The sequence below is a fragment of the Pseudomonas sp. QL9 genome (assembly GCF_041409665.1).
GTDB classification, from domain to species: Bacteria; Pseudomonadota; Gammaproteobacteria; order Pseudomonadales; family Pseudomonadaceae; genus Pseudomonas; species Pseudomonas knackmussii.
This window is the reverse complement of sequence record NZ_CP166971.1, coordinates 133,044-155,401: the sequence shown is the minus strand read 5'-3', so window position 1 is coordinate 155,401 and position 22,358 is coordinate 133,044. Positions and strand designations below refer to the sequence as shown.

At 62.5% G+C, this 22,358-nt stretch carries 21 protein-coding genes and 2 pseudogenes; 10 read left to right on the top strand and 13 right to left on the bottom strand.

Annotated elements, in window-relative coordinates; genetic code table 11:
* Nucleotides 1-266: 266 nt before the first annotated feature.
* From ACA097_RS00825 to ACA097_RS00810, 4 genes and pseudogenes are all read right to left on the bottom strand, one after another.
* A pseudogene (locus ACA097_RS00825) lies at nucleotides 267-438 on the bottom strand (methyl-accepting chemotaxis protein); the annotation flags it as partial.
* A gap of 411 nt (nucleotides 439-849) precedes the next feature.
* Nucleotides 850-1,953, bottom strand: a pseudogene (locus tag ACA097_RS00820) (PAS domain S-box protein); the annotation flags it as partial.
* A 208-nt stretch (nucleotides 1,954-2,161) separates the two neighbouring features.
* On the bottom strand, nucleotides 2,162-3,103 hold the full coding sequence (locus ACA097_RS00815) for a diguanylate cyclase (RefSeq protein ID WP_371367820.1): 942 nt from the start codon (nucleotides 3,101-3,103) through the stop codon (nucleotides 2,162-2,164).
* Nucleotides 3,100-3,900 carry an EAL domain-containing protein gene (locus ACA097_RS00810; protein WP_052355244.1) on the bottom strand — a complete coding sequence of 267 codons (801 nt, stop codon included), beginning with the start codon at nucleotides 3,898-3,900 and terminating at the stop codon, nucleotides 3,100-3,102. The genes ACA097_RS00815 and ACA097_RS00810 overlap by 4 nt, the downstream gene beginning before the upstream one ends.
* A 516-nt stretch (nucleotides 3,901-4,416) precedes the next feature.
* On the opposite strand from ACA097_RS00810, the gene ACA097_RS00805 reads away from it, so the two are divergent.
* Nucleotides 4,417-5,481, top strand: a complete 1,065-nt coding sequence (locus tag ACA097_RS00805; RefSeq protein WP_052355245.1) for a catalase family peroxidase — start codon at nucleotides 4,417-4,419, stop codon at nucleotides 5,479-5,481.
* Nucleotides 5,478-6,011, top strand: coding sequence for a cytochrome b (locus tag ACA097_RS00800; protein ID WP_371367817.1), 534 nt, complete (start codon nucleotides 5,478-5,480; stop codon nucleotides 6,009-6,011). Before ACA097_RS00805 ends, ACA097_RS00800 begins: the two co-directional genes overlap by 4 nt.
* A gap of 64 nt (nucleotides 6,012-6,075) precedes the next feature.
* Here ACA097_RS00800 and ACA097_RS00795 read toward each other — a convergent pair whose 3' ends face one another.
* Nucleotides 6,076-6,822: an SDR family NAD(P)-dependent oxidoreductase gene (locus ACA097_RS00795; RefSeq protein WP_371367815.1), complete on the bottom strand. Its 747-nt coding sequence runs from the start codon at nucleotides 6,820-6,822 to the stop codon at nucleotides 6,076-6,078.
* Between the two features lie 419 nt (nucleotides 6,823-7,241).
* On the opposite strand from ACA097_RS00795, the gene ACA097_RS00790 reads away from it, so the two are divergent.
* The 5 genes from ACA097_RS00790 to ACA097_RS00770 all read left to right on the top strand — a co-directional run bounded on the left by ACA097_RS00790 (nucleotide 7,242) and on the right by ACA097_RS00770 (nucleotide 13,059).
* A complete protein-coding gene (locus ACA097_RS00790; protein WP_043251952.1) occupies nucleotides 7,242-8,066 on the top strand; it encodes a nuclear transport factor 2 family protein in 825 nt (274 codons plus the stop codon).
* 401 nt (nucleotides 8,067-8,467) lie between these two features.
* A complete protein-coding gene (locus ACA097_RS00785) occupies nucleotides 8,468-9,520 on the top strand; it encodes a polyamine ABC transporter substrate-binding protein (RefSeq protein ID WP_084166791.1) in 1,053 nt (350 codons plus the stop codon).
* Nucleotides 9,521-9,829: 309 nt separating this feature from the next.
* Nucleotides 9,830-10,780, top strand: coding sequence for an extracellular solute-binding protein (locus ACA097_RS00780; protein ID WP_052355246.1), 951 nt, complete (start codon nucleotides 9,830-9,832; stop codon nucleotides 10,778-10,780).
* Nucleotides 10,781-10,799: 19 nt separating this feature from the next.
* The gene (locus tag ACA097_RS00775) at nucleotides 10,800-12,311 is read left to right on the top strand and encodes a flavin monoamine oxidase family protein (protein WP_371367812.1); all 1,512 of its coding nucleotides are present in this window, start codon (nucleotides 10,800-10,802) and stop codon (nucleotides 12,309-12,311) included.
* A gap of 265 nt (nucleotides 12,312-12,576) precedes the next feature.
* Nucleotides 12,577-13,059, top strand: a complete 483-nt coding sequence (locus ACA097_RS00770) for a Bro-N domain-containing protein (RefSeq protein ID WP_371367810.1) — start codon at nucleotides 12,577-12,579, stop codon at nucleotides 13,057-13,059.
* Between the two features lie 60 nt (nucleotides 13,060-13,119).
* Here ACA097_RS00770 and ACA097_RS00765 read toward each other — a convergent pair whose 3' ends face one another.
* The 3 genes from ACA097_RS00765 to ACA097_RS00755 form a co-directional block, all read right to left on the bottom strand.
* Nucleotides 13,120-14,052 carry a MurR/RpiR family transcriptional regulator gene (locus ACA097_RS00765; RefSeq protein WP_371367808.1) on the bottom strand — a complete coding sequence of 311 codons (933 nt, stop codon included), beginning with the start codon at nucleotides 14,050-14,052 and terminating at the stop codon, nucleotides 13,120-13,122.
* Nucleotides 14,053-14,117: 65 nt separating this feature from the next.
* Entirely contained in the window at nucleotides 14,118-15,230 is a 1,113-nt protein-coding gene (locus ACA097_RS00760; protein WP_371367806.1) for a succinylglutamate desuccinylase/aspartoacylase family protein, read from the bottom strand.
* A 67-nt stretch (nucleotides 15,231-15,297) separates the two neighbouring features.
* Complete coding sequence (locus tag ACA097_RS00755; RefSeq protein ID WP_371367804.1) at nucleotides 15,298-16,071, bottom strand: ABC transporter substrate-binding protein; 774 nt, start codon at nucleotides 16,069-16,071, stop codon at nucleotides 15,298-15,300.
* Nucleotides 16,072-16,453: 382 nt separating this feature from the next.
* Between ACA097_RS00755 and ACA097_RS00750 the strand changes: the two genes are divergently transcribed.
* Nucleotides 16,454-16,816 carry a hypothetical protein gene (locus tag ACA097_RS00750; protein WP_160286931.1) on the top strand — a complete coding sequence of 121 codons (363 nt, stop codon included), beginning with the start codon at nucleotides 16,454-16,456 and terminating at the stop codon, nucleotides 16,814-16,816.
* Nucleotides 16,817-16,950: 134 nt separating this feature from the next.
* On the opposite strand, the gene ACA097_RS00745 is transcribed toward ACA097_RS00750, so the two are convergent.
* Entirely contained in the window at nucleotides 16,951-17,286 is a 336-nt protein-coding gene (locus tag ACA097_RS00745; protein WP_043251964.1) for a hypothetical protein, read from the bottom strand.
* A gap of 120 nt (nucleotides 17,287-17,406) precedes the next feature.
* Here ACA097_RS00745 and ACA097_RS00740 point away from each other — a divergent pair, with 120 nt between their 5' ends.
* Both ACA097_RS00740 and ACA097_RS00735 read left to right on the top strand, forming a co-directional pair.
* Complete coding sequence (locus ACA097_RS00740) at nucleotides 17,407-18,045, top strand: TetR/AcrR family transcriptional regulator (RefSeq protein WP_160286933.1); 639 nt, start codon at nucleotides 17,407-17,409, stop codon at nucleotides 18,043-18,045.
* Nucleotides 18,046-18,174: 129 nt separating this feature from the next.
* On the top strand, nucleotides 18,175-18,627 hold the full coding sequence (locus tag ACA097_RS00735; RefSeq protein WP_160286934.1) for a hypothetical protein: 453 nt from the start codon (nucleotides 18,175-18,177) through the stop codon (nucleotides 18,625-18,627).
* Between the two features lie 38 nt (nucleotides 18,628-18,665).
* Here the strand turns inward: ACA097_RS00735 and ACA097_RS00730 are convergent, their stop codons facing one another.
* The 4 genes from ACA097_RS00730 to ACA097_RS00715 all read right to left on the bottom strand — a co-directional run bounded on the left by ACA097_RS00730 (nucleotide 18,666) and on the right by ACA097_RS00715 (nucleotide 21,820).
* Entirely contained in the window at nucleotides 18,666-18,791 is a 126-nt protein-coding gene (locus ACA097_RS00730) for a hypothetical protein (protein ID WP_371367801.1), read from the bottom strand.
* A 128-nt stretch (nucleotides 18,792-18,919) separates the two neighbouring features.
* Complete coding sequence (locus ACA097_RS00725; RefSeq protein WP_043251970.1) at nucleotides 18,920-20,284, bottom strand: aspartate aminotransferase family protein; 1,365 nt, start codon at nucleotides 20,282-20,284, stop codon at nucleotides 18,920-18,922.
* A 36-nt stretch (nucleotides 20,285-20,320) separates the two neighbouring features.
* Nucleotides 20,321-21,097, bottom strand: a complete 777-nt coding sequence (locus tag ACA097_RS00720) for a gamma-glutamyl-gamma-aminobutyrate hydrolase family protein (protein ID WP_371367798.1) — start codon at nucleotides 21,095-21,097, stop codon at nucleotides 20,321-20,323.
* Between the two features lie 168 nt (nucleotides 21,098-21,265).
* Nucleotides 21,266-21,820 carry a helix-turn-helix domain-containing protein gene (locus ACA097_RS00715; protein WP_043251972.1) on the bottom strand — a complete coding sequence of 185 codons (555 nt, stop codon included), beginning with the start codon at nucleotides 21,818-21,820 and terminating at the stop codon, nucleotides 21,266-21,268.
* Nucleotides 21,821-22,358: the final 538 nt, after the last annotated feature.

Genomic DNA, 22,358 nt, shown 5'->3' with positions numbered 1-22,358 from the left:
CTTCGGCTGCGGCGTACCGGCCACGTCACGGCTGCGTGGCTCTTCGGGGCGCCATTCTTGTTATCTGGCCAGGCATCTGGGCGCGCCTGGTCCTAACAGTATGGAAGCTTGCCATCCCCATTGCAGGCAGTTTGCACCCGAACGACGCTGCGCGTCCTGAAACCGACAGGACGTAGACGCGCGGGCAGGTCAGGCTGAGGTCAGCAACTCGGCCAGCGACGTATTCAGGCGATCGATGCGCTCCGTGCTCTCGTTCACCAGGTGGGTGATCTCCCGCGCGGAGGCCGCGGACTGCTGGGCGAGTTTGCGGACTTCATCGGCCACCACCGCGAATCCGCGGCCCGATTCGCCGGCCCGGGCGGCCTCGATGGCGGCGTTGAGGGCCAGCAGGTTGGTCTTCTCGGTGATGGTATCGATGCTGTCGATGATCTTCGCGATGCGCGCGCTCGAATCCTGCACCAGGCGCATTTCCCGGTGGGTGACCTGCGACGCCTCGAACTTGGCTTGCACGTCGATGCCATAGGACACGATGCGCTTGATCCGGCCGACCGAGTCGGTGATGGGGCACAGGGCGCTGTCGAAGCGAATGGGCTTGCCGTCCTTGCCGGGCATGTCGAGCGCGCCGAGCAACTGCTGCCCGCCCAGCAGCGTCGAGAAACGCTCCCTTCCCAGCAGGGTGCCCAGGTTGTGCCGGCGGCCGAGCAGCTCCGGCAGGCTCTGGTGACCCAGGTGGCGGACGAGATAGTCGTTCGCCGAAACCAGCCGGCCATCGATATCCCACTCGGCGACGCCGTTGTTCACGCTGATGGCGGTGAAGCGCTTCTCGGCCTCGAGCGAGATCTCCTTGGTCTGGGTGATATTGGCCTGGATGGACACGAAGCGTTCCAGCTCCCCGGCTTCATTGAACACCGGATTGATGGCCAGGGAGATCCAGTAGTGCTCGCCGGACTTCCTGTAGTTGAGGATTTCGCTGTAGATCGGCTGGCCATTGCGCAAGGCCTGGCCGATTCGCTCGACGGTCTCCCGGCTGGTCGCGGGCCCTTGCAACAGCGGGCCGGGTCTCTTGCCGCGGACCTCTTCCAGTTCATGGCCGGTGAGTTCCGTGAAGCCGCGGTTCACGTACTGGATGAAGCCCTTTGCGTCGGTGATGACGATGGCGTTGTCGGTTTCGTTCGCCACCAGCGAAAGCAGCTTGAATTCCTTGTTGCGCAGAACCTCGGCCGTGATGTCGCTGGCGAATTTGATCACGCTGACCACCTCGCCTTGCGGCCCCAGGATCGGGTTGTAGGTGGCGTGGATCCAGACCGACCGGCCGTCCTTGGCGATGCGTTCGAATTCGGCGGTCTCGAACCGGCCCGAGCGCAGCTTCTGCCAGAACTCGGCGTAGGCCCTGGATTCGCGCTGGGCGGCGGGAACGAACATGGCGTGCTTCTTCCCGCGGATGTCGGAGATCCCGTAGCCCATCAGTTTCAGGAAGTTCTCGTTGGCGTCGAGGATGGTGCCGTCCGGGCTGAACTCGATGACCGCCTGGGCGCGATCGATCGCCGCCATCCGTGACTCGAAGCGCGCCTGCTCGGCGACCTGCGCGGTGATGTCGGTGACCAGCCCGACGATGCGCGCCAGCCGCTTGCGGCGGACGATGGGCGTATAGGTGGCGTGGATCCACACGCAGGTCCCCCGCTTGCCGACGTACCTGAAGGTCCCGCTTTGCGGCCGGCCCTCGCACAGTGCCTGCCAGAAGCCCCGAGCGTCGCGGCTGTCCGCTTCATCGGACGGGAAGAGCAGGCGATGCGGACGCCCGCGCACTTCGTCGATGGAGTAGCCCAGCAGGTCGAGAAACGGCCGGTTGGCATGCAGGACGGTGCCGTCGGGATCGAACTCCACCACGCCCAGGGTCTGGTCGAGAGCCTTGAAGACATCCTGGGACCGGTTTCGGCGGAAGAGAGTGAGCATCGGGTCTTTCCTCGGAAGTACGCCGCCGCCTGTTCGTGGCGACGGTATGGATACGGGTCAGGCAAAGCGTCGCTTCGCCCGTTCGCATGCCTGCGCCGAAGGAGCACGCGACCGAACGGGGAGGCGTCGCCCTGGCGTGGGCTGCCGGCCGGCGTCCGGAAAGGCGAAGGCCGTTCCCGGGGCGGCCTGGGGGCCGGCTTCGCGGGCGTCAGCCCTGAAGGCTCCTGGATGATTTGAGGCGTTTCTGCTCGTACATCTTCAGGTCCGCCTCTACGAAGGCACTTCGTATGTCGCCCTTCGCCGGTCGTGACGACATGCCGACCGAAGCGGCGATGCCGTGCTCGGCCAGGCTCGCCAGCACGCGCTTGAGCAATTCGCGGCCGCCGTCGAGATCGCAATTGACACCGATGATTCCGAACTCGTCGCCACCCAGCCGCGCCACCACGTCTTCGCTGCGGGTAGCCTGCGTCAGGGCTTTGGCCGTCTGGCGAATGAGCCGGTCGCCGGCGTTGTGGCCCTTGCTGTCATTGATCTGCTTGAGCTCGTCCAGGTCGATCGCGATCACCACGCACGATCTGCCGTGGCGATGACAGCGCTGTTCTTCCTTCGCCATCAGTTGCTCCCAGCCGGCCCGGTTGAACAGACCGGTCATCGCGTCCTGCAGCGCCTGGGCGGCGAATCGCTCGGCGCGGCGGGTCTGGGTCTCGGCGCGGAGCTCCATCTGCAGCAGGGCGTTGAGCAGCTTGCCCAGCAGTTCGAACAGCTGGACCTGCAGCGCGGACGGTTCCGGTTGCGGCTGCGCGGCGATGCCGCAGAGGGTTCCGTAGAGCTCGCCGTCACCCTTGTAGAGCGGGAAACCCATGTAGGCGCGGGTGGCGCTGTCGCGGATGAACGCCGCGTCCACGCACCCCGGATGCTCCGCCAGGTCCGGGACGATCCGCGGAGCCGAACCCGCCACCATCCTCGAACACAGCGTATCGCTCCAGCACAGCGTGTGGCCGGGCTGCATGGCCTGGTCCTCGAGCCCCTGCATGACGATGCATTCGCCATCATCGAGCCGGGTGACGAACCACTGGTCGAAGCCAAAGGCCTGCTTGAGGAACACCAGCGCCTCGCGTACGGCCGATTCGAAATCGACGACCTCGCTCATGCTTCGCGCTCCAAGACATTCGCATCATCCGGCCAGGCGACCGCTGGCAAGGCTTCGAACCGGGGGCGTGCGAACAGGTAGCCCTGGAACAGGTCCACGCCCAGGCTGCGCAGCTTCGCGAATTCCCCTGCCGTTTCGACACCCTCGGCGACCACCTGGATGCCCAGTGCCTTGCAGATGTCGAGAATGCCTTCGGTGATGGCTGTCCGGGCCTTGTCCTGGTGAATGTTCCGGATGAGGTGCATGTCGAGCTTGATGATGTCGGGCTGGAACTCCGCCAGGAGCCCGAGGCCGGAATACCCCGCGCCGAAATCGTCGATCGCGGTCTGGAAGCCTTGCCGCTTGTATTCGAGCAGGATGTCCTTGAGATGCTGCTTCTCCACCAGCTGCTCGTTCTCCGTGATCTCGAAGATGATGCGCCGGGTTGGAAAGTCGAATCGCTTCGCCGCTTCCAGCGTGGCGCGGATGCAGGTCGCCGCCTGGTAGACGGCGTTGGGCAGGAAATTGATGCTCAAGTAGCAGGGCACCGCGAGCCGCGCCGCCAACTCCACCGCCTTTACCCGGCAGGCCTGGTCGAAGGCATAGCGGTTGTCTTCCGAGACCATCCCGAGAATCCCGGCCGCGCCGCTTCCATCGGTTCCACGAACCAGTGATTCGTAAGCGAAGACGCGCTTGGTTCTCGCATCGACGATGGGCTGGAACGCCATGCTGAATTCGAACGACAGCTTCCGACCGTCTCTGCAGTTGCGGCAGCCGATCGGGCGATCCGTTACGAGGACAGGGTCGGTTGGAATCATGTTTCGCACCTCTGGGTGTCTTGGCGGCAGACGTTACGGACGATGCCTTCTCGCATTCGTCCGCTGAATCGGCTTGCTCCGCTGCGTCGGCTGCGTGATGGCACTCTGATTGCGAGGCCAGTATGCGTGCTTTAGTTGTACAAAGATAGTTTTCTGTACAACATTTTCGTTCTGTTTGAGTGGCAAAAGCGCCATTTGCATGGGGCGCATGGCATAAATGGCATCTTCATCTCGTTTGCCTGTACAAGCCAGGCAAGCGCAGAGGCCCCGGGGTCGGCGGTGAGAGTGAGGTGTGGCGGCAATGACATGCATTCGATGGGCTGTGTAAGGCGCGCGGGGGCAGGGTGCAGAGAATGTTGCCTAATGTGTACAGGTATTAAGTTGCGTATAGATAAGTGTATGCAAAATTGGTATACAGGGCGCCGTCCAGGATGGCCGTGACCTTGTCAGCGGGGCTGCCCGAGCCTGCAGTGCCACCCTTTTCCCCACCGAACCAAGACCTTTGAAGCAACTGCCATGCAACAGAATCGACCGCTGACCCATGGACAGCACCTCTTCCGAACCGTCGCCATCGCCGCCGGCATTGCCGGCTGTGCCGCCACCTTCGCCTGGGCGGCCGGCTGGCTCGGTACGGACAGGCTGACCACCGCCCGACTGATAGGGCGCATGGAACAGAACGCCGGGGTACATCCCGGTTATCGACGCGCCCATCCCCGCGGCATCTGCTTCAAGGGGCATATCGAGGGCACCGGAGCCCTGGCTTCCCTGTCCCGTGCGGGATTGCTCGGCGCCGGCCGTGTCGAGGTCCTGGGGCGGTTCTCGGTCGGGGCCGGCAATCCCCACGCGGGCGATACCAGCGTCCCCGTGCGCAGCATGGCGCTGCTCTTGCGACAAGCCGATGGCCAGCAGTGGCGCATGGCGATGAACAATCCCCCGGTGCTGGCGGTCCGCACGCCGGAGGATTTCTACCAGCAACTGGGCGCCATGCGCCCCGATCCGGCCACAGGCAAGCCGGACCCACGGAAGCTGCAGGCGTTCTTCGAGGCACACCCGGAAAGCGCCGAGTTCCGCGCCTGGGCGTCGTCGTATCGGCCCAGCGACAGTTTCGCCAGCACCGGCTTCAACAGCATCAATGCCTTCGTGCTCGTGGATGCGCAGGGCCGCCGTCAGCCGGTGCGCTGGTCGATGGTGCCGGAGCTGGCCGCCACGCCGCTGACCCAGCAACAGCCTGCGGCCGACCTGCTTCAGCGTGACCTGCTGGAACGCCTGGCTGCCGGGCCACTGCGCTGGCAATGGCGGTTCACGCTCGCCGACGCCAGCGATCCGGTGGACGACCCTACACATGCGTGGCCGGAGACTCGCCCCCGGGTCGATGCCGGGACACTGGTCGTGGAGCAGGCACGTGCCCAACTGGAAGGCGATTGCTACGGCTTCAACTTCGATCCGCTGGTACTTCCCGATGGCGTGGAGCCCAGTGGCGACGCGATTCTGCGAGCTCGATCCGCGGCCTACGCGGAGTCTTATCGACGGCGCACCGCCGAGGGAAAACCCACTGAATCCGCCGAGGGGGCGCAGCAATGAAAGTGTCTGTCGGTGCCTACAACCCGATCCTGCGGCTGCTGCATGCGGCGATGGCCATCCTGGTGATCGGGATGCTTTTCATCGGCGTAGCCATGGTGGCGAGTCTCGCCAGCTATCAACCGCAGCTGGTCAATTGGCACAAGCAGGTTGGCTTGGCGCTCCTGCTGCTCGTCGTCATTCGACTGTTGGTGCGTCGGGTGACGGCCAAGCCTTCGCTTCCCTCCACAGTGGGGGGCTGGCAACGTCGAATGGCGAGCCTGATGCACCTGGCACTGTATGCCCTGTTGCTGGCGCAGCCCCTGGTCGGCTGGGCCATGCAGTCGGCCGCGGACTACCCGTTGCGCTTCGCCGGTTGGCTGATGCCCGCCCTCGTTCGCCAGGACGCCGACCTCTACGGCCTGCTGCACGCCGTGCATGCCTGGCTCGGGCTGGCGCTGTTCGCCCTGATACTGCTGCATGGCGCGGCGGCGCTGGTTCATGGGCTCATCCACCGCGATGGCGTGTTCTCGAGCATGTGGCGCCTGCGTTGAATCGACGGCGCGGCCGGGGGCGGGATCAGGTCTCCTGAATGAACCGCCCCCGTTGCTGCCGTCCTCAGCGCAGCGTGTAACCGTTATCCACGATCAGGTCCTGCCCGTGGATGCCACGCGCGCCGTCCGACAGCAGGAAGAGGATGGCGTCGGCTACGGCGCCCACTTCCAGGAAGCTGCCGTCTAGCAGGCGCTGATTCACGGAGTCGGCGACACTCGCAAGCTGGCTTTCATCCAGGCCCAGCGTGCCCCAGATCGGCGTGGCGGTCGGCCCTGGCGACACCAGATTGATGCGTATCCGTTGCGCCGCCAGCTCGACAGCCAATGTCCGCGCCTGTGCCTTGAGCGCGGATTTCGACGCAATGTACGCCGCCAGTCCCGGGAAGGTGACCTGCGACAGGAAGGTGCCGATGAAGACCACTGCAGCCGGTTGGTTCAACTGGTCCCGCAACGCCGCCAGGGTGTTTAGCGCTCCTGCACCGTTGACTGCCCACTGGTGCTGGAACGCCTCGTTGTCCAGGCCGTCGGCCAACTGGGCGATACCCGCGTTGGGCACCAGATAGTCGATAGGACCGAGCTCGCGGGCAAGCTGCGCGAGCCTGTCCAGGTCCGCCGCGCGGGTCACGTCGCCGGATAGCCAGAACAGCCCCGTGCCTGACTGCGCCTGAAGCGAGGCCGGTGGATCGCTGCGTCGCGCCATGGCCAGTACCCGCACGCCTTGTTGCAAGAGGCGTTCGGCTACCGCCAGGCCAATGCCGGAGCTGGCGCCGGTGACTACTGCGACGGGCGACGGGGATTCACTGATTGGCATCGTTCTTTTCCTTGATTGCATGAAGGTCTGAATGGGAGCTCCAGTGGTCTGGAGCTGACGTTATGGACACCTTTGCCTGGACCGATGATTTCGAAACGACCGGGCCTGACAGTGAATTCAGCCTTTATGCCAACTTTTATTATTTATAAATCAATAACTTATATTTTTAGTAGTCAGAATGACCCTTGCGGTCTGTGGTTACTTTGACTCTAGTGGGGTCATTTTGACTGCGGGCGACGCCACAGCGCATTCGCTACAGAAGAGAGCCGGTTCAAGGTGGCTCCTGCACCGATCCACCTTTTCGTCGCCGGAGACGAGGGGCAGGTATTTGGCACCTTTGGTCAGCTGGATGTTCCGAATATCCCGACCTTTCGAATTATCATTCGCGGCTCCAGCCTCAAGTACATGAGCCACTACGTATGAGCCAAGTTCCGTCGCTGCCCGATGATGCCGCGCAAACCGAGCGTACCCGAGAGACTATCCTGCGATACCGCGAGGGCTGGAAGACGTGTGACCTGGAGGCTGTGCTGGCGTTGTACCACCCGGATGTCGAGTACTACGACTTCGCGGGCAATCGGATGATGCGTCTGCACGAGCTCCGAGATTTCGTGCGTTCAAGCATGCCGCAGTTGAGCGGCGAGCTGCTGGAACACACCGACCGTATTCGCATCGATGGTCATACGGCATTCATCCAATACCGAATCCGCTTGCGTGGCGGTAACGACCTCGTTTCGTTCCGTGCCAGCGAGGCGATTACCGTACGCGATGGCCTGGTCTGGCGGGTTTCGGAGTACGCCAATATCGAGCGAACCGACGTCGGCGAGGCCGCTTCGGCGGATGGCCGTCCAGCGCTTAGCCGGTTGGGACTCTCGGCACGCCAGATGGGGATCATGGCTGGCGACCTGGAGGACTACTTTCAACGCCAGAAACCTTACCTGGACGCTGAGTTGAACCTGCAGCAAGTGGCTGAAGCGACCGGCTACACACGAAATCAGATTTCGCACCTTCTCAATCAAGTGCTGGGGCAGAGCTTTTACCGGTACGTCAACCAGGCGCGCCTTCAGCACCTGCTCGACAGCCTGGAGGAGCACAGCAATCCCAAGCGGGTGGACGAGTTGGCCTTCGCTGCTGGTTTCAACTCGCTTTCCGCGTTCTACAAATGCTTCCGCGAGCGCATGCACGTGACGCCCAAGGAATACCTGAAGCAAATTTCTACGCGGGTCCGCGCACAAGACAGGCGCTGAGGCGTTTCACTAGCCTTCGTCTTGCCACTTCTGGCGAACACTCCGATGGGCTTCGGGCGTACCCACGAATCGCTCGAGGCTTCATCGGCAGTGTGTATGCCTCCGGGAAAGTTGGGAACTTCATTTCTCTCGGCTTGCTTTGCGATAGCTGCGCCGTACAAGCGGTGGTTTCTTGCTGCCTTATTTTTTGGGGTGAGGCACTTGCATCCCGATTAATGGTGAGTCCGCCGTATGGCACCGTCGATAAGCCGGTGGCCGCATTAATACCGTCTATGCATGGAGCGAAGAGCGGAAGTCCATGAGCAGTGGGCTTTGTATGTTATTGCGTGCGCTGATTTTCAGTAGCTGCCTAAAATAAAAATCAACGAGGTAATACCGTGCTGAAGAAAATACTCCCTCTCATGCTCGTGGCATCGCTGAGTCATGCCGCCGGTGATGTTCGTATCTACAACTGGAGTGGCTATGTCGCGGAAGATACCATGGCCAAGTTCAAGGCGCAGACGTCAATCAATGCGCACTATGATGTGTATGACAGTAATGAGATATTGGATGCCAAGTTGATGACCGGTCGCTCCGGTTATGATGTGGTGTTCCCGTCCAGTCATTTCATGGTCCGGCAGATAAAAAGTGGTGCACTGAAGAAGCTGGATAAATCAAAGCTGCCCAACTGGAAAAATCTGGATCCGAAGTTGCTTCAGGCGACAGCGGTCAATGATCCCGGTAATCAGTACGGATTTCCTTATGTATGGGGGACTACCGGGATTGGCTATAACGTGGATAAAGTCCGTGCCGTCCTCGGCTCCAACCAGCCGTTGGATAGCTGGGACCTGATCTTCAAGCCCGAGCTTCTGGAAAAGTTGTCCAAGTGCGGAGTGGCAGTGGTTGACAATGCGCCGGAAATGCTGCCGATCGCCCTGCATTACCTGGGCCTGCCGCACCACAGCACCAACGTGAACGACTACAAGAAAGCCGAAGTCCTGCTCAAGCAAATGCGCAAGAATGTCACCTACTTCCACTCGTCGAAGTACGTGGCTGATCTGGCGAATGGTGATATCTGCTTGGTGGTCGGCTTCTCGGGCGATGTCCTCGAGGCGGCGAACAGCGCCGCCGAGGCAAAGAACGGGATCCATATCGACTATGTGGTTCCGAAAGAGGGTGCACCGACCTGGTTCGATATGGTGGCCATGCCGGCGGACGCTCCGAACGAAGAAGAGGGCTATGCCTTCATGAACTTCCTGCTGCAGCCGGAAGTGATGGCCTCGGTTACCAATGCAATCAAATACGCCAATGCAAACCAGGCTGCCGATACATTGGTCGATCCTGCTCTCAGGTCTGACATCAAGGTATATCCGTCTGCGGAAATATTCGGACGACTCTATGCCCTGGAAGCGGTTCCGCCAAACATTGATCGGCTTCGCACCCGTATCTGGAACAGCGTCATAACCGGGAAGTAATTGGATGCGGCCTGCCGGCCTTCTCTGTTAGGTCGGCACTGGCTGTATGACTTCAAGGTGGCAGGGCGCAGCCGCTTCGAAAGTGAAGTCGGCTGCTTCCTGCTTTGCCAAGCGCTGAGTAAGAGTTCATCTGCACTTCTTTCCTGAGCCGGTAGCGGTGCTCCCGGCATTGTTTTCGTTTTTTAATAAGGCTGAGTGGTAAGTCCTTCGCCTGAGTCTCGGGATTCAATAAAGAGATCCTGTGTCGGTGGTGGTTTCCCTTTTTGCCTCTTGTGAGCGGCGGCCTGGAAAAAGCAAAAGGGGTAATTCGTGCTGAAAAAACTCTATGAAGCCTACGACAGCAACGAGCGATTGGCCGCGAAACTCAAGGCGGGGCGTTCCGGATTTGATGTGGTGTTTCCTTCCAGCCACTTCATGGCCGGGCAAATCAAAGGCGGCGTGCTGAAGAAACTGGATAAGTCCAGGCTGACGAATTGGCAGAGCCTGGATCCTCGCCTGCTTGATGCAACGGCCGTGAACGATCCCGGTAATGAGTACGGTTTTCCCTACGCCTGGGGCACCACGGGCATTGGCTACAACGTCAAGAAGGTCCGCGCCATCCTGGGTTCGGACCAGCCGTTGGACAGTTGGGAGCTGATCTTCAACCCGGACATCCTGGCGAAGCTGTCAACGCAAGGAGTGGCTGTGGTGGACAGTGCTCCTGAAATGCTTTCCATCGCGCTCCATTACCTGGGGCTGCCGCATCACAGCACCCAGGTGGGCGACTACAAGAAGGCCGAAAACCTGCTCAGGCAAATGCGCCGCCATGTTTCGTATTTCCATGCCTCGAAGTATGCGGCTGACTTGGCCCGTGGCGATGTCTGCCTGGTGGTGGGCTTCTCGGGTGATGTCCTTGAAGCCGCGAAGAGCGCTTCCGAGGCGGGGAATGGCGTTCAGATTGAATATGTGGTGCCGCGCGAAGGGGTACCTACCTGGTTCGACATGGTGGCTATACCGACGGACGCCCCGAATGAAGATGCCAGCTATGCCTTCATGAATTACCTGCTGAGACCTGCGGTACTGGCCTCGGTTGCCAACGCGGTCGATTACGCCAACGGGCGCTCGGCTGCCGACGTCGTCAGTGAGCGAGCGCTCAAGACAGCCGGTGGGATTTATCCGTCTCCCGAAGTATTCGAAAGGCTGTATGCCATGGAAGCCATTCCTCCGAATGTGGCGCGGCTGCGCGCACGTATCTGGAAAGGCGTCATGACGGGGAAGTGAGTGGCACCAGGCAGTTGTATTGGAATTCATCGATGTACCACTCCATGAGTTCACTTTCGCTATTGGCTCGAACGGTTGGCTCGACGCTGCAGTTGAAGGTGACGAAGTCACTAATCCGCATAAGGGCCAACAGATGAGACGAAGAAGATTCATGTTCGCTGCCGGGAGCTTGTTGGGGGCGGCTATTCCCATTGCTGGTGTCAGTGGCAGTAGCTTCCGCACGGAGCGCGCTGCATTGAATGGCCAAGACGTTTCGAATATCGACGTGCTGGTCGTGGGGGCCGGGATCTCAGGATTGGGAGCGGCCAGGCGATTGCACGATGCGGGGCTTCGCGTTGTAACGCTGGAAGCCCGCGACCGTTTGGGCGGGCGCCTTCTGACTCATCGGGAGTGGGAAGGGGCGAAGCTCGATCTGGGCGCGACCTGGATTCACGGGGCCAGCCAGAGCAACCCGATCGCGCAGCTGGCTAAAAAGGTGGGTGCCAGGCTCGTACCCACGCCGGGCGAGAATGCGGAAGTCTTCGGTAGCGACGGACGGCGATATGGAGCATCTGATCTGCAAGCGATGGAGAACCTCAGGGAGAGGATCGAAGAGGTCATATCCGAGGCGCAGGAGCGCGATGTCGATCGTTCTTTGCAAGATGCCGTGCGGGCGGGCCTGGGCTATTCGAAGTTCACCCCAGCTCAAAGGAAACGCGTGGACTTCATACTGAATACGACTTACGAGCATGAGTACGGTGCCAGCGCGGAGGCGCTCTCGGTCCGCTGGTTTGCCAGCGGTGATGCGTATCCCGGTAGCGATTCGCTGTTTCTGGACGGCTACCAGGTGCTGGTCGATCACCTCGCCAAGGGCTTGACCATCAAACTGGGTGAAGTGGTTAACGCCATCGATAGCCGCGGCGAAGATGTACTCGTGAAGACGGAAGGGCAGGTCTACCGCGCCCGGCACGTAATAGTGACGGTGCCCCTGGGTGTGCTCAAGAGCGGCGCGATAGCGTTTTCTCCGGAACTTCCTGACCGCAAGTCCAAGGCCGTCGACGGGATAGGCGTCGGTGTGCTGAACAAGTGCTGCCTGAAGTTCCCTGAAGTGTTCTGGGAGCCAGCGTTTGACTGGATCAACTATGTGCCGGACGAGTATGGCCGCTGGGCCGAGTGGATAAGCCTGGCCGGTTCGACAGGAGCGCCGGTGCTCATCGGTTTCAATGCGGCCGACTTCGGCCGGGAGATCGAGGGTTGGACGGACGCAGAGATTGTCCAGAGCGCAATGAGGACCCTGCGCAAGATGTTCCGTGAAGTGCCAGAGCCCACTGGTTGGGTGATTACTCGATGGGGCAGCGATCCCTATTCCCTGGGTTCGTACTCCTGCAATGTCATGGGCTCGACACCTCCGATGCGTAAAGACCTTGCTTTGCCCATAGACGGAAAGTTGTTCTTTGCCGGAGAGGCCACTGACGAGAACTATTACCAGACCGTCCACGGTGCTTACTCTTCCGGTCTTCGTGCCGCCACTGAAGTGCTGTCTTCCCGTTAGTGTTGCGCAACGGCCGAGGGAGATTCAGCCATTACCTCTCGGCTCGTTCGCCAATCGAACGTCGGCTGGCATTGCTGCGACATCCCCCACCTTGACCCATCCCCCACTTCCCCATACCCTCCCGTCGCCCTTGTGAAAGCGACAAGGGCCGGGTTTGGCGACCTGATAAGTCCATAAAGTTTCGTGTTGGCAGCACTGCGTCGTTTCTACGGCAGCGCTCTGTCGATGCGGTCGTGTTCAACGGACAGTCGTCAAGGCCAGCCCCATGGATCAAGTCTTCACCCCCACCGTATTCCACCGCTACAACCGTTCCCTCCGCGGCACCCTCATCGACAACCAGCCCTGGATCGTTGCCCGTGAACTGGGCTACCTGATTCGCGAGCGGGTCGAGCATTACGTCGTCAACCGTCTCGACGAAGACCTGCGCCGGCAGGCCTGGCTGACCACCGCCACGGGCGAGGAGCAGGTCTGGTTGATCAACGACTTCGGCATCTCTTACGTATTGCAGCGCTACCGCGATCCCGAGCATCGCGAGTTGCGTCGCTGGCTGACCGGGCATGTGCTGCCGACCTTGCGTGACCAGGCCTTGCTGGCGGCGGGCAGCCCTCGGCGGTTGCTGGCCAAGGGGGAGGGGCCGGCGATGGGGTTGCTGGATTGGCAGGGGGAGTTGTGGGTGGCCTTGGCGCAGTTGCCTCGGTTTATGCACGAGGAGCGTATGGCGCCGCGTGCCTGGTGGCGGCGGGGGTGAGGTGAATCGGCTTGCAGCGGGCGGATGCTGTGCCCGCCCCGGCGTGCTGCGTCGACTGGCCTATGAAGCCCTGCGCTTGCGCACGGGTTTGCGAGCCTTGGGCGGGTCTGCAGGTATGTGCAGGTAGGACAGCACGCTTTCGGTCAGTTCCTCGGCGAGTTTCACCGCTTCCTTGTTGCGGGTCATCACGCCGGCGACGAGGCTTTCGATCAGTGCCAGTACCACGGTGTTGGAACTGATCAGCACCGGATGCTCGGCGGGTGCGAACAGGACATGTTCGGCCAGTTGCACCAGGGGCGATGCCGGGGAATCGGTGATGGCCAGCACGCCGGCACCGCGCTCGTTGGCGAAGCGGGCGAGGTGGATGGTGTCTTGCGAATAGCGCGGCAGGGAGATCGCCAGCAATACGTCCTGGTCGGTGATCGCGGCCAGCCGGTAGGCGGCGTTTTCGTTGCCGCCCTCCATGCAGATGGCTACGGCGTCGGCGCAATAGGGCATCAGGTTGGCCGCCGCCAGCCCGGCCATGTAGGCGCTGTTGCCGAAGCCCAGGATGTAGATGCGCCGGGCCTTCACCAGGCGATCGACGAATGCCTCGAATCCGGCCGGGCTGTTGCTGCTCGCGGCGGCGCTCAGGTTTGCGCTGGCGGCCTGGATCTGCTCGTGCAGCCCAAAGGCGCCGTCGGGGCGCTGGGCCAGCTCGTTGCGCAGTTTGTCGACCGGCGAGATCAGGTCTTGCAGCGTGCTCACCAGGGCGCTCTTCAGGGCGCTGAACCCACTGAGCTCGAGGGCTCGCGCGAGTCGATTGACGGCGGCCGGGGAGGTCTCGGTTTCCTTCGCCAGCTCTTCGATCGTCAGGGTCGCGGCGCGCAGGGGATGGCGCAGGATGAAGTCCGCCACCTTGCGCAGCGAGGGTTGAAGCTCCGGCGAGGCGGTGGCCAGCATGCGCATCACGGGGGACGTGTAGACGGTCAGATCGGAAGAGGCTGGAGTCATGGCGCGGGAGCTTCTTGCTAGACGGGTTCGGCAGTGTATCCGATGAATTTGCCGGTGCGGCATCGCTAATCGCTGAGCAGGCGACCCTCGCGCAAGGGGATGGAACCGGCGACCTTGGCGAGCCACAGACCGGGCTGTGCGAAGCGGATGCGTTCCCGTGCGTAGAGCAGGCCGTCGGTGGTGGCATGCACGAGGCTGCTTTGGTCGGTGATCGGATCGATGACTTCGAACAGTGGGTCGCCGATGCTCACGCGGGCTCCCAGCGGCTGCAGGTAGCTGACCACGCCGGGGTGCGGCGCGTAGGCGTACTGGGCGCCGGCAAAGGGCGTGGCCGTGCAGTGCAGCTCCGGCGCGGCGGGCCATGCGCCGTCGATGAATCCCTGGTCGAAGAGGAAGCCCAGAATCGCGTCCGCGTGGCGCCGCGCCTGCTCCGCTTCGGTGTCGGCCATCCCGCCCAGCTCGAGGGTGGTCGCCAGGCAGGCGGCGGGAATCGGCGCGTCGGGGAAGGCTCGCGCCAGTTTCAGCCAGGGCGCGGCGCAGGATTCGTCGAACGACTGGCCGCCGGAGTCTTCGGCCAGCAGTGCGGCCCGGGCATCCAGGCGCGCGGCCAGGCTCGACAGGCGCTCCCACGATTGCGGCAGGGCATAGAGCAGGGTCACCGACTCGAAATCGCAGTGCAGGTCGAGTACCACGTCGGCGTCGCAGGCATGGCCCAGCAGCAGCCGATGCAGCCCTTCCAGCGCGGTGCGCGGAGCGGGGAGCTGCGCCAGCGCTTCGCGCATGTGCGCGCGGATCGTCGTGACGTTGCCGGTCGCGTCGTTATCGAGGACACCTTCGAGCCGGGTACGGACTGCCTCGGCCAGGTCCGGGAAGTCGCGGTTGAAGTTCTGCCCGCTGGCGAAGTCGAAACGTCCCTGGTGGGTGGCCTGGAATACCTGGGCGAGGCCGATGGGGTTCGCCACCGGTACCAGTTCCACGACGCCGAGCAGGCGACCCGATGCTTCCAGTTCGAGCAGGCGTCTCCTCAGCTCCACGGCGACGCGCATGCCGGGCAGTTCATCGGCATGCAGCGCCGATTGGATGTATGCCTTGCGGGGGCCGTTGCCGAAGCGCAGGACCGTGAGGCGGCGCTCCACGCCCGGGCTGTTCCAGGGTAAGGGATGATCGATCTGCTGCATGGGTGGCCTTTGTTCCGCGTCAGAAGGTGACCGGCCCGAGGGCCGGCTTCCCGGTGTCAGGCCAGTCTTACTGGCCGTAGATGTCGTAGGAGAAGTACTTGCCTTGCACCTGCTGGTACTTGCCGTTGGCGCGCACGGCCGCGATGGCCTGGTTGAAGCGCTCGGCGGTCGCGGTGTCACCCTTGCGCACGGCGATTCCCGCGCCATTGCCGAAATACTTGGGATCGTTGAAGTCGGGGCCGACCAGTGCGAAGCCCTTGCCGGGGTCGGTCTTGAGGAAGCCTTCGCTGATGTTGACGATGTCGGCCAGGGTGGCGTCGATGCGTCCGGAGGTGAGGTCCAGGAAGGCCTCGTTCTGCGAGCCGTAGCGCACCACTTCGATACCGGCCGGGGCGAAGTTGTCGGTGGCGTAGCGGTCGTAGGTCGATGCGCGCTGCACGCCGACCCGCTTGCCCTTGAGGTCCGCCAGCGGGTCCTTCACCACGCTGCCCGCCTTCATCACCAGCTTGCCGGGGGTGTGGTAGTACTTGTGGGTGAAGTCCACGGACTTCAGGCGGTCCGCGGTGATCGACATGGACGACAGCACCGCGTCCACTTTCCTGACCTTCAACGAGGGAATCAGGCCGTCGAAGTCCTGCTCGACCCACTCGCATTTCACTTTCATCTGCGCGCAGAGCGCGTTGCCGATGTCGTAGTCGAAGCCGCTGATCTTTCCATCCGGCGTCTTGAACGCGAAGGGAGGATAGGCCGCCTCGATGCCGATGCGCAGGGTCTCCTGCGCCTGGGCCAGCGTGGCGCAGGTGCCCAGTACCAGGGCGCCGAGCAGAGCGATCTTGTTCATCTTGTTACTCCTGTCGTGGCTGTCGTGCCCGTCGTGACGAGCTGGAAAAAGAAGTGGCGAGGGACTGCAGAGCTGACGGTCTTTCCGTTGGCGCACCGCTGGGCGCGCCGAATCCGAACCGGCAGGTCGAGGCTTTCCGTTCGTGACGGAAGGCTAGGCGGTAAAAAAATATGTGTCAACTACGTGTTTGTCTGAAAAAAATCATGTCATTTTAGGGGTGAGGCCCCGTGCGTGGAGCGGTGCGCGGATCTGGGAGGGGAGATGAACGCCCGCTTCGCGTGATTCGGTAGGGACATCTGCGCCGCGATTTCAGCCGGGTGGTTGCGGTTCGAGCGGCCGGCGCGGGTTTTGAGGGCCGGACATCTGGCATGCGAGAAGAGAGATGCAACTGAACGGATTGGAGCGGTTTGCCCTGGGCAAACTCATCGCGCACCGCCCGTCGATCGACGAGGCGCTGCTGAGTGCGGCGACGCGCGTACTGGAGCGGGTCCGGACGCCCGTCGGCTTCTACGCGCTGATCGAGCTGCCGCCTGGCTTTTGCGATCTGGACCACCTGCCGGAGTGCGAATGGAAGTTCCGGGTCGGGTTGCAGAAGCGCGGCGGATTTTTCGTCTGCTGGCCGGTTGGCGATTCGCGCTTGTGCCTGGAGGCGGTCTGCGACGGGGGCCTGGATGCGCCAAGCCTGGCGAGCGAACTCTTATCGGAGGGTGCCGGCCCTGAGGGGCTGCGGGAGGCGACGCCATGACTGACGTGCGCACCGAGGCCTGCACGATCCCGAGCATCGGGCGTTGCCTCGGTTGATGAACGAGGAGCGTATGGCTCCGCGTGCCTGGTGGCGGCGGGGGGGAGGGCGGCGCATCCGCCCCCTTTTTCTCGCTATCAGCTGCAGGACATGGCGCAGGCGATGAAGGTCGTGGTCAGCGTGGTGAGGATCAGGCCGAGCAGGAACAGCAGGTCGGCGGCGCGTTCCAGGCGCGGGTTGCGTTGCAGCTTGCGGGTGCGCAGGCCGAAGTAGGCGGTGAGGCTGGTGGCCAGGTAGATGACGGTGTTCAGCGCGAGCATGTCCTGGCCGATCAGGTCGATGCGGTGCTGGCCGACGATGATCCGCAGCACGCTGACGACTGTCAGGCACACGCCGACCATGGCGCCGGACGCGGCGAAGATGTGCACGCAGATGTCGTCGTCCAGGTGGGCGGTGTGGGTCTTGTTGCTCATGTCGGGGGTTCTCCGCTGCGCCGGCGTTGCGGCTGGTCCGCTTGGCTTGCCGGTCTCGATGTGGCTGCCATGATAGGGAGGACCCGCGCGTTCCTGTACTCGCTTTCCCGGAAGCCCCCGATGGCCAGAAAACCTTCGGAAAATCAGCCAGATAGTCGACGCCGCCCGCGTCAGGCGCGGGCGCTGGAGAAGATCGAACTCATATTGGAGGCGTCGCGGCGCATCCTCGACCGCCACGGCCTGGAGGGCTTCACCACCAACCACGTGGCGGAGCTGGCCGGCGTCAGCGTCGGCACCCTGTACCAGTACTTCCCCAACAAGGACCGCATCCTCGACGAGCTGGCGCGGCACGAGCTGGCGCAGTTGACCGCCGGCATCATGCAAGCGCTGGGCGACCGCCCGGCGGAGGCGCCCGGCGAGCGGATTCGCGCGGTGATCCATGCCGTGGTCAGCGCCTATGGCGGCCGCAGCGGCGCACACCGGGCGCTGATGCAATACCTGCTCACCCGCGGCGGCGGTAATCCGCTGCCCGGCTTGCGCGGCAGCATCATGGCGCACCTGGTCGCCCGCGGCGTGACCGGCCCCGATCGGCAACTGCGCAACCTCGGCGAAGCCCAGGCCTTCGTCCTCGCCCATGCGGTCAGCGGCGTGCTGCGAGCCCTGCTGGAAGAGCCCGACGCCATGGCGCCGGCGCGGCGCGAAGGTATCGAGGAAGCGCTGGTGCAGTTGGTGCTGGGGTATTACTGGGGCGAGCGTTGAACCCGAGCTGCGTTTCTGCGGAGCGTGCCGATAGCGGCCCATCCAAACCGACCGCTGCCGGCGGAAAACGAGGGCGTGAGCTATACCCGCTAATCTAGGTTCGCAGCGCCCCGGTACGGGAGGATGGCTATGAAATCCACGAAGACACTTGCAGTGCTGGCGATCACCGCAAGCCTGCTCGGCTGCGCCACGTCATCAAGCCGGTCCGTCAACGTTACCTTGGTGGCCACACGGCAGAACGCCGGCCAGATTGGCAACGTCGTCCTTAGCGACTGGAACAAGCAGACCGGCCTCAGTTTCTTCATCAGCGGCGCACCCAGCGGCGTCACGCTGCCGCTGCGGCTGAACTCCTTCATCTACAAAGGCAGTTGCGAGAAACGCGGGCCGGTTGCCTACGCGATGAATGATCTGGTCAACACCAAGCGCGAACCCGTGCGCGGCTGGACGCTTTCAAGGGTGGCGCCCGTCCCTCTGTCCACCTTGCTTGCCGGTGAGTACTCCATCGTGCTGCAGACTGCCGCGACCGATGGCAGCTTCGATATTTTCTGCGGCGATATTCGGCAGGAAGGCGCGGCGAAATAGCCAAAGGGGGCAGGGCGCGTCGGCTGGGTTTCCGGCCGTCAGGCTGCGGCGCCCGCCTGGAAGGAAAGCAGCACGACGACCCACAGCCCCAGTGTGGCGAGGAAGTTGATCGTGAACACCAGCCCGCGCAGCCGGATGAGGCTGGCGCCGCCGAAGGCCTGCATCAATCCCTGTATTTGCCGGCAGTGCTCGCCGGCATGAGGTTGCGCGTGCTGAAACGGAAAGAGCCCGCTGCCACAGGGTGTCGGCGTTCACCGGACCACTGCGGCAGCGGGCTCGTCCCTCTATGCCGTTAGGCCTGCTGGATGGCCTGGTAGGTCAGGTCGAGGCACTTGCGAGCCTTTTCCACCAGCTCGTCGATCTCGGCACGGCTGATCACCAGCGGCGGCGCGATGATCATGGTGTCGCCCACGGCGCGCATGATCAGGCCGTTATCGAAGCAGTGCTGGCGGCAGATCATGCCCACGCCCTTGCCTTCGTAACGCGCACGGGTCGCTTTGTCCTTCACCAGCTCGATCGCGCCGAGCATGCCCAGGCCGCGCACTTCGCCCACCAGCGGGTGGTCGGCCAGCTCGCGCAGGCGTTGCTGCAGGTAGGGCGCGGTGTCGGCGTGGACCTGCTCGATGATCTTTTCGTCGCGCAGGATGCGCAGGTTTTCCAGGCCCACCGCCGCCGCCACCGGGTGGCCGGAATAGGTGAAGCCATGGTTGAAATCACCGCCTTCGCTGATCACCTTGGCCACTTTGTCGCGCACGATCACGCCTCCCATGGGGATGTAACCGGAAGTCAGGCCCTTGGCGATGGTCATCAGGTCCGGCTTGAGGTCGTAGTAGTCGGAGCCGAACCATTCGCCGGTACGGCCAAAGCCGCAGATCACCTCGTCGGCGACGAACAGGATGTCGTACTTGGCGAGGATCTCCTTGACCTTCGGCCAGTAGGTCGACGGCGGGATGATCACGCCGCCGGCGCCCTGGATCGGCTCGGCGATGAAGGCGGCGACATTCTCCTCGCCCACTTCCAGGATCTTCTTCTCCAGTTGCTCGGCGGCCCAGACGCCGAAGTCGGCTTCGGACATGTCGCCGCCTTCACCGAACCAGTACGGCTGCGGGATGTGCACGATGTCGGGGATCTGGCCAGCCTGCTGGTGCATGCCGCTCATGCCGCCCAGGCCCGCGCCGGCGACGGTGGAGCCGTGGTAGCCATTGATCCGGCCGATGATGACCTTCTTGCTCGGCTTGCCCTGGATCGCCCAGTAGTGGCGGACCATGCGCAGCACGGTGTCGTTGCCTTCGGAGCCGGAGCCGGTGAAGAACACGTGGCTCATGCCGGCGGGGGCGACATCGGAGATCGCCTTGGCCAGCTCCAGCGCCGGCGGGTGGGCGGTCTGGAAGAACAGGTTGTAGTAGGGCAGTTCCTTCATCTGCTGGGCGGCTACGTCGGCGAGCTCGTCGCGGCCGTAACCGACCGCCACGCACCACAGGCCGGCCATGCCGTCGAGAATCTTGTTGCCCTCGCTGTCCCACAGGTAGACGCCCTTGGCCGAGGTGATGATCCGCGGGCCTTTCTCCGCCAGCTGTTTTACGTCGCTGAAGGGTGCCAGGTGGTGGTCACGGCTCATGGCCTGCCAGGCGAGGGTCTGGGAATTCTTCTGGGTCATGTTCATCTCTCTTTATTTATTCAAAACAGCAAATGATCAGGCGAATGCTTTCAACATCGGCTCGCGCAGGGCCGCGCGTTGTCGACAGGCTTTGCCGAATGTTTGGAAAATGGTCAGGTAATGCGGGTTATCCAGCACCTTGAACTCCGGGTGCCATTGAACGGCCAGCGCAAAACTTTTGCTTTTTTCAACCGAGATGGCTTCTACCAAACCATCGGGAGCAACAGCTTCAACTCTTAAACCCAGGGCCAATACATCTATGCCTTGGCCATGAATCGAATTGACATCGATAACCGCCGGCAGACCCATGCCTTGCATCAAGCCGCCAGGCTGCACGTGAACGTGATGGCGGAAGCCATATTGCTGGTCGATCGACTCGTCCTGGCCTTCGCGATGGTCCATGAACCGGCCGGTCTCGTGGACCTTCTGGTGCAGGGTGCCGCCCAGCGCCACGTTCATTTCCTGGAAACCACGGCAGATGCCCAGCACCGGCACGCCCGCGGCAATGGCCGCGCGCATCAGCGGCAAGGTGGTGGCGTCCCTCGCAGGGTCGTGCTGGGTACCCGCGGCGCTGGCCGGGCCGTTGTAGTGGAAGGGTTCGATATTGGACGGCGAGCCGGTGAAGATCAGCCCGTCCACGGTATCGAGGATGTCGTCCGCATCAACCAGCTCGCCCAGGCAGGGAATGACAATCGGCAGTCCGCGCGCTGCGTTCTTTGCAGCGCGAATATATTTCTCGTTAATAGTCTGGGCTGCGTGCTGCTCAATCATGTTGGTGCATGCGGTGATGCCGATAACAGGCACGCGTGGCATATAGGTCATCCTCCGGCAAAACAATATTTCGAGTGGTATTCAAATTGGCTGATAACGGGTGTGGAAAAGCGCTCTCGCTATTGAGTTATGCAAGAGTCATCGGTACTTGCGGGTATTGATTTAATTCAGCAGGTCCAACTTTTCCTTTCGCGGCAGCGCATCACCCATTCAATTGAATACCCAGAGCACGCGGGTGAGCCGGTCCGTCAGGTTGGCGTAGCGGAACTTGGCGTGGGGTTGCAGCTGAAAACTGTCATCGGCGTGGAGCGTCACCGCGTCGGCTTCGTCCAGCCAGACCGTCAGCTCGCCCTCCAGCACGAAGCAGCCCTGTTCCGATCGGTCGCTCAAATACGCTTCGCCGCTGCTGGCACCGGGTTCGAGGCGACTGTCTAGCATGGAAAAACCACCGGAGATGGACGGCGACGCCAGCACGTCGGTAATGCCGCCACCCAGATACAGCGTGCGCCGTTCCTGCGGGCGAGTGACCCAGTGGAGGTCCCGTGGCTTTTTCAGGTTGTAGAAATAGGCGGTCGACACCCCGAGGGTTTCACTGATGGCGGTCAGGTCCGCCACCGTTGGCCGCGAGACACCCCGTTCGACCTGCGACAGGAAACCGAGCGAGCGGTCGATGCGTTCGGCCAGCTCGGCCAGCGTCAGCCCCCTGAACTTGCGCAGGTCGCGGATCAGGATCGCCAGACCTTCGACTTCTTCTTGCATCTTCATGAGGGGTTCCGTGGGCGAGGGTGTCTGTGAAATTTCACATAAATTATTTCATGAAAATATACATTATTATTTTCACGAGGCAAGCCCTTGCGATCAGAGGGGACGAAAATGCGGGAGCGCGCCGGTTGAAGGACCCGCGCCAGTCAGGCGTGCCAGGAGGGAGTGATGCGCTGGCCCGACGCAGCGTTGAATGTGCGTTTGGCGTTCGATGCTGCAGGTGCGGATTGGGCGGGGAAGGCCGCGCCGGCAAGCTGGAAATCCGTGCCGGCGCAGAAATGAAAAAGGCCGCACCCCATCGATACGGCCTTTACCTCGGCGCTGTCCTGGAGGGCATTGCCTTGGCGAGGAGAGTTTGGCGGATTCGTTCAGGGGATGGGGGCCAAGCGAGAAAACTTCTCGGGATGGGCGAAAGGAGAGATGGCTTCTTTCGGCCCCCAGGCTGCCGTTCGCCAAGGGAATTGCTTTAGCTGTCGCTTCTTCGCACGAACGACAAGAATCCTTCTTTCTCAATGCTCTTCGACATCGGCTTTTCATCGAA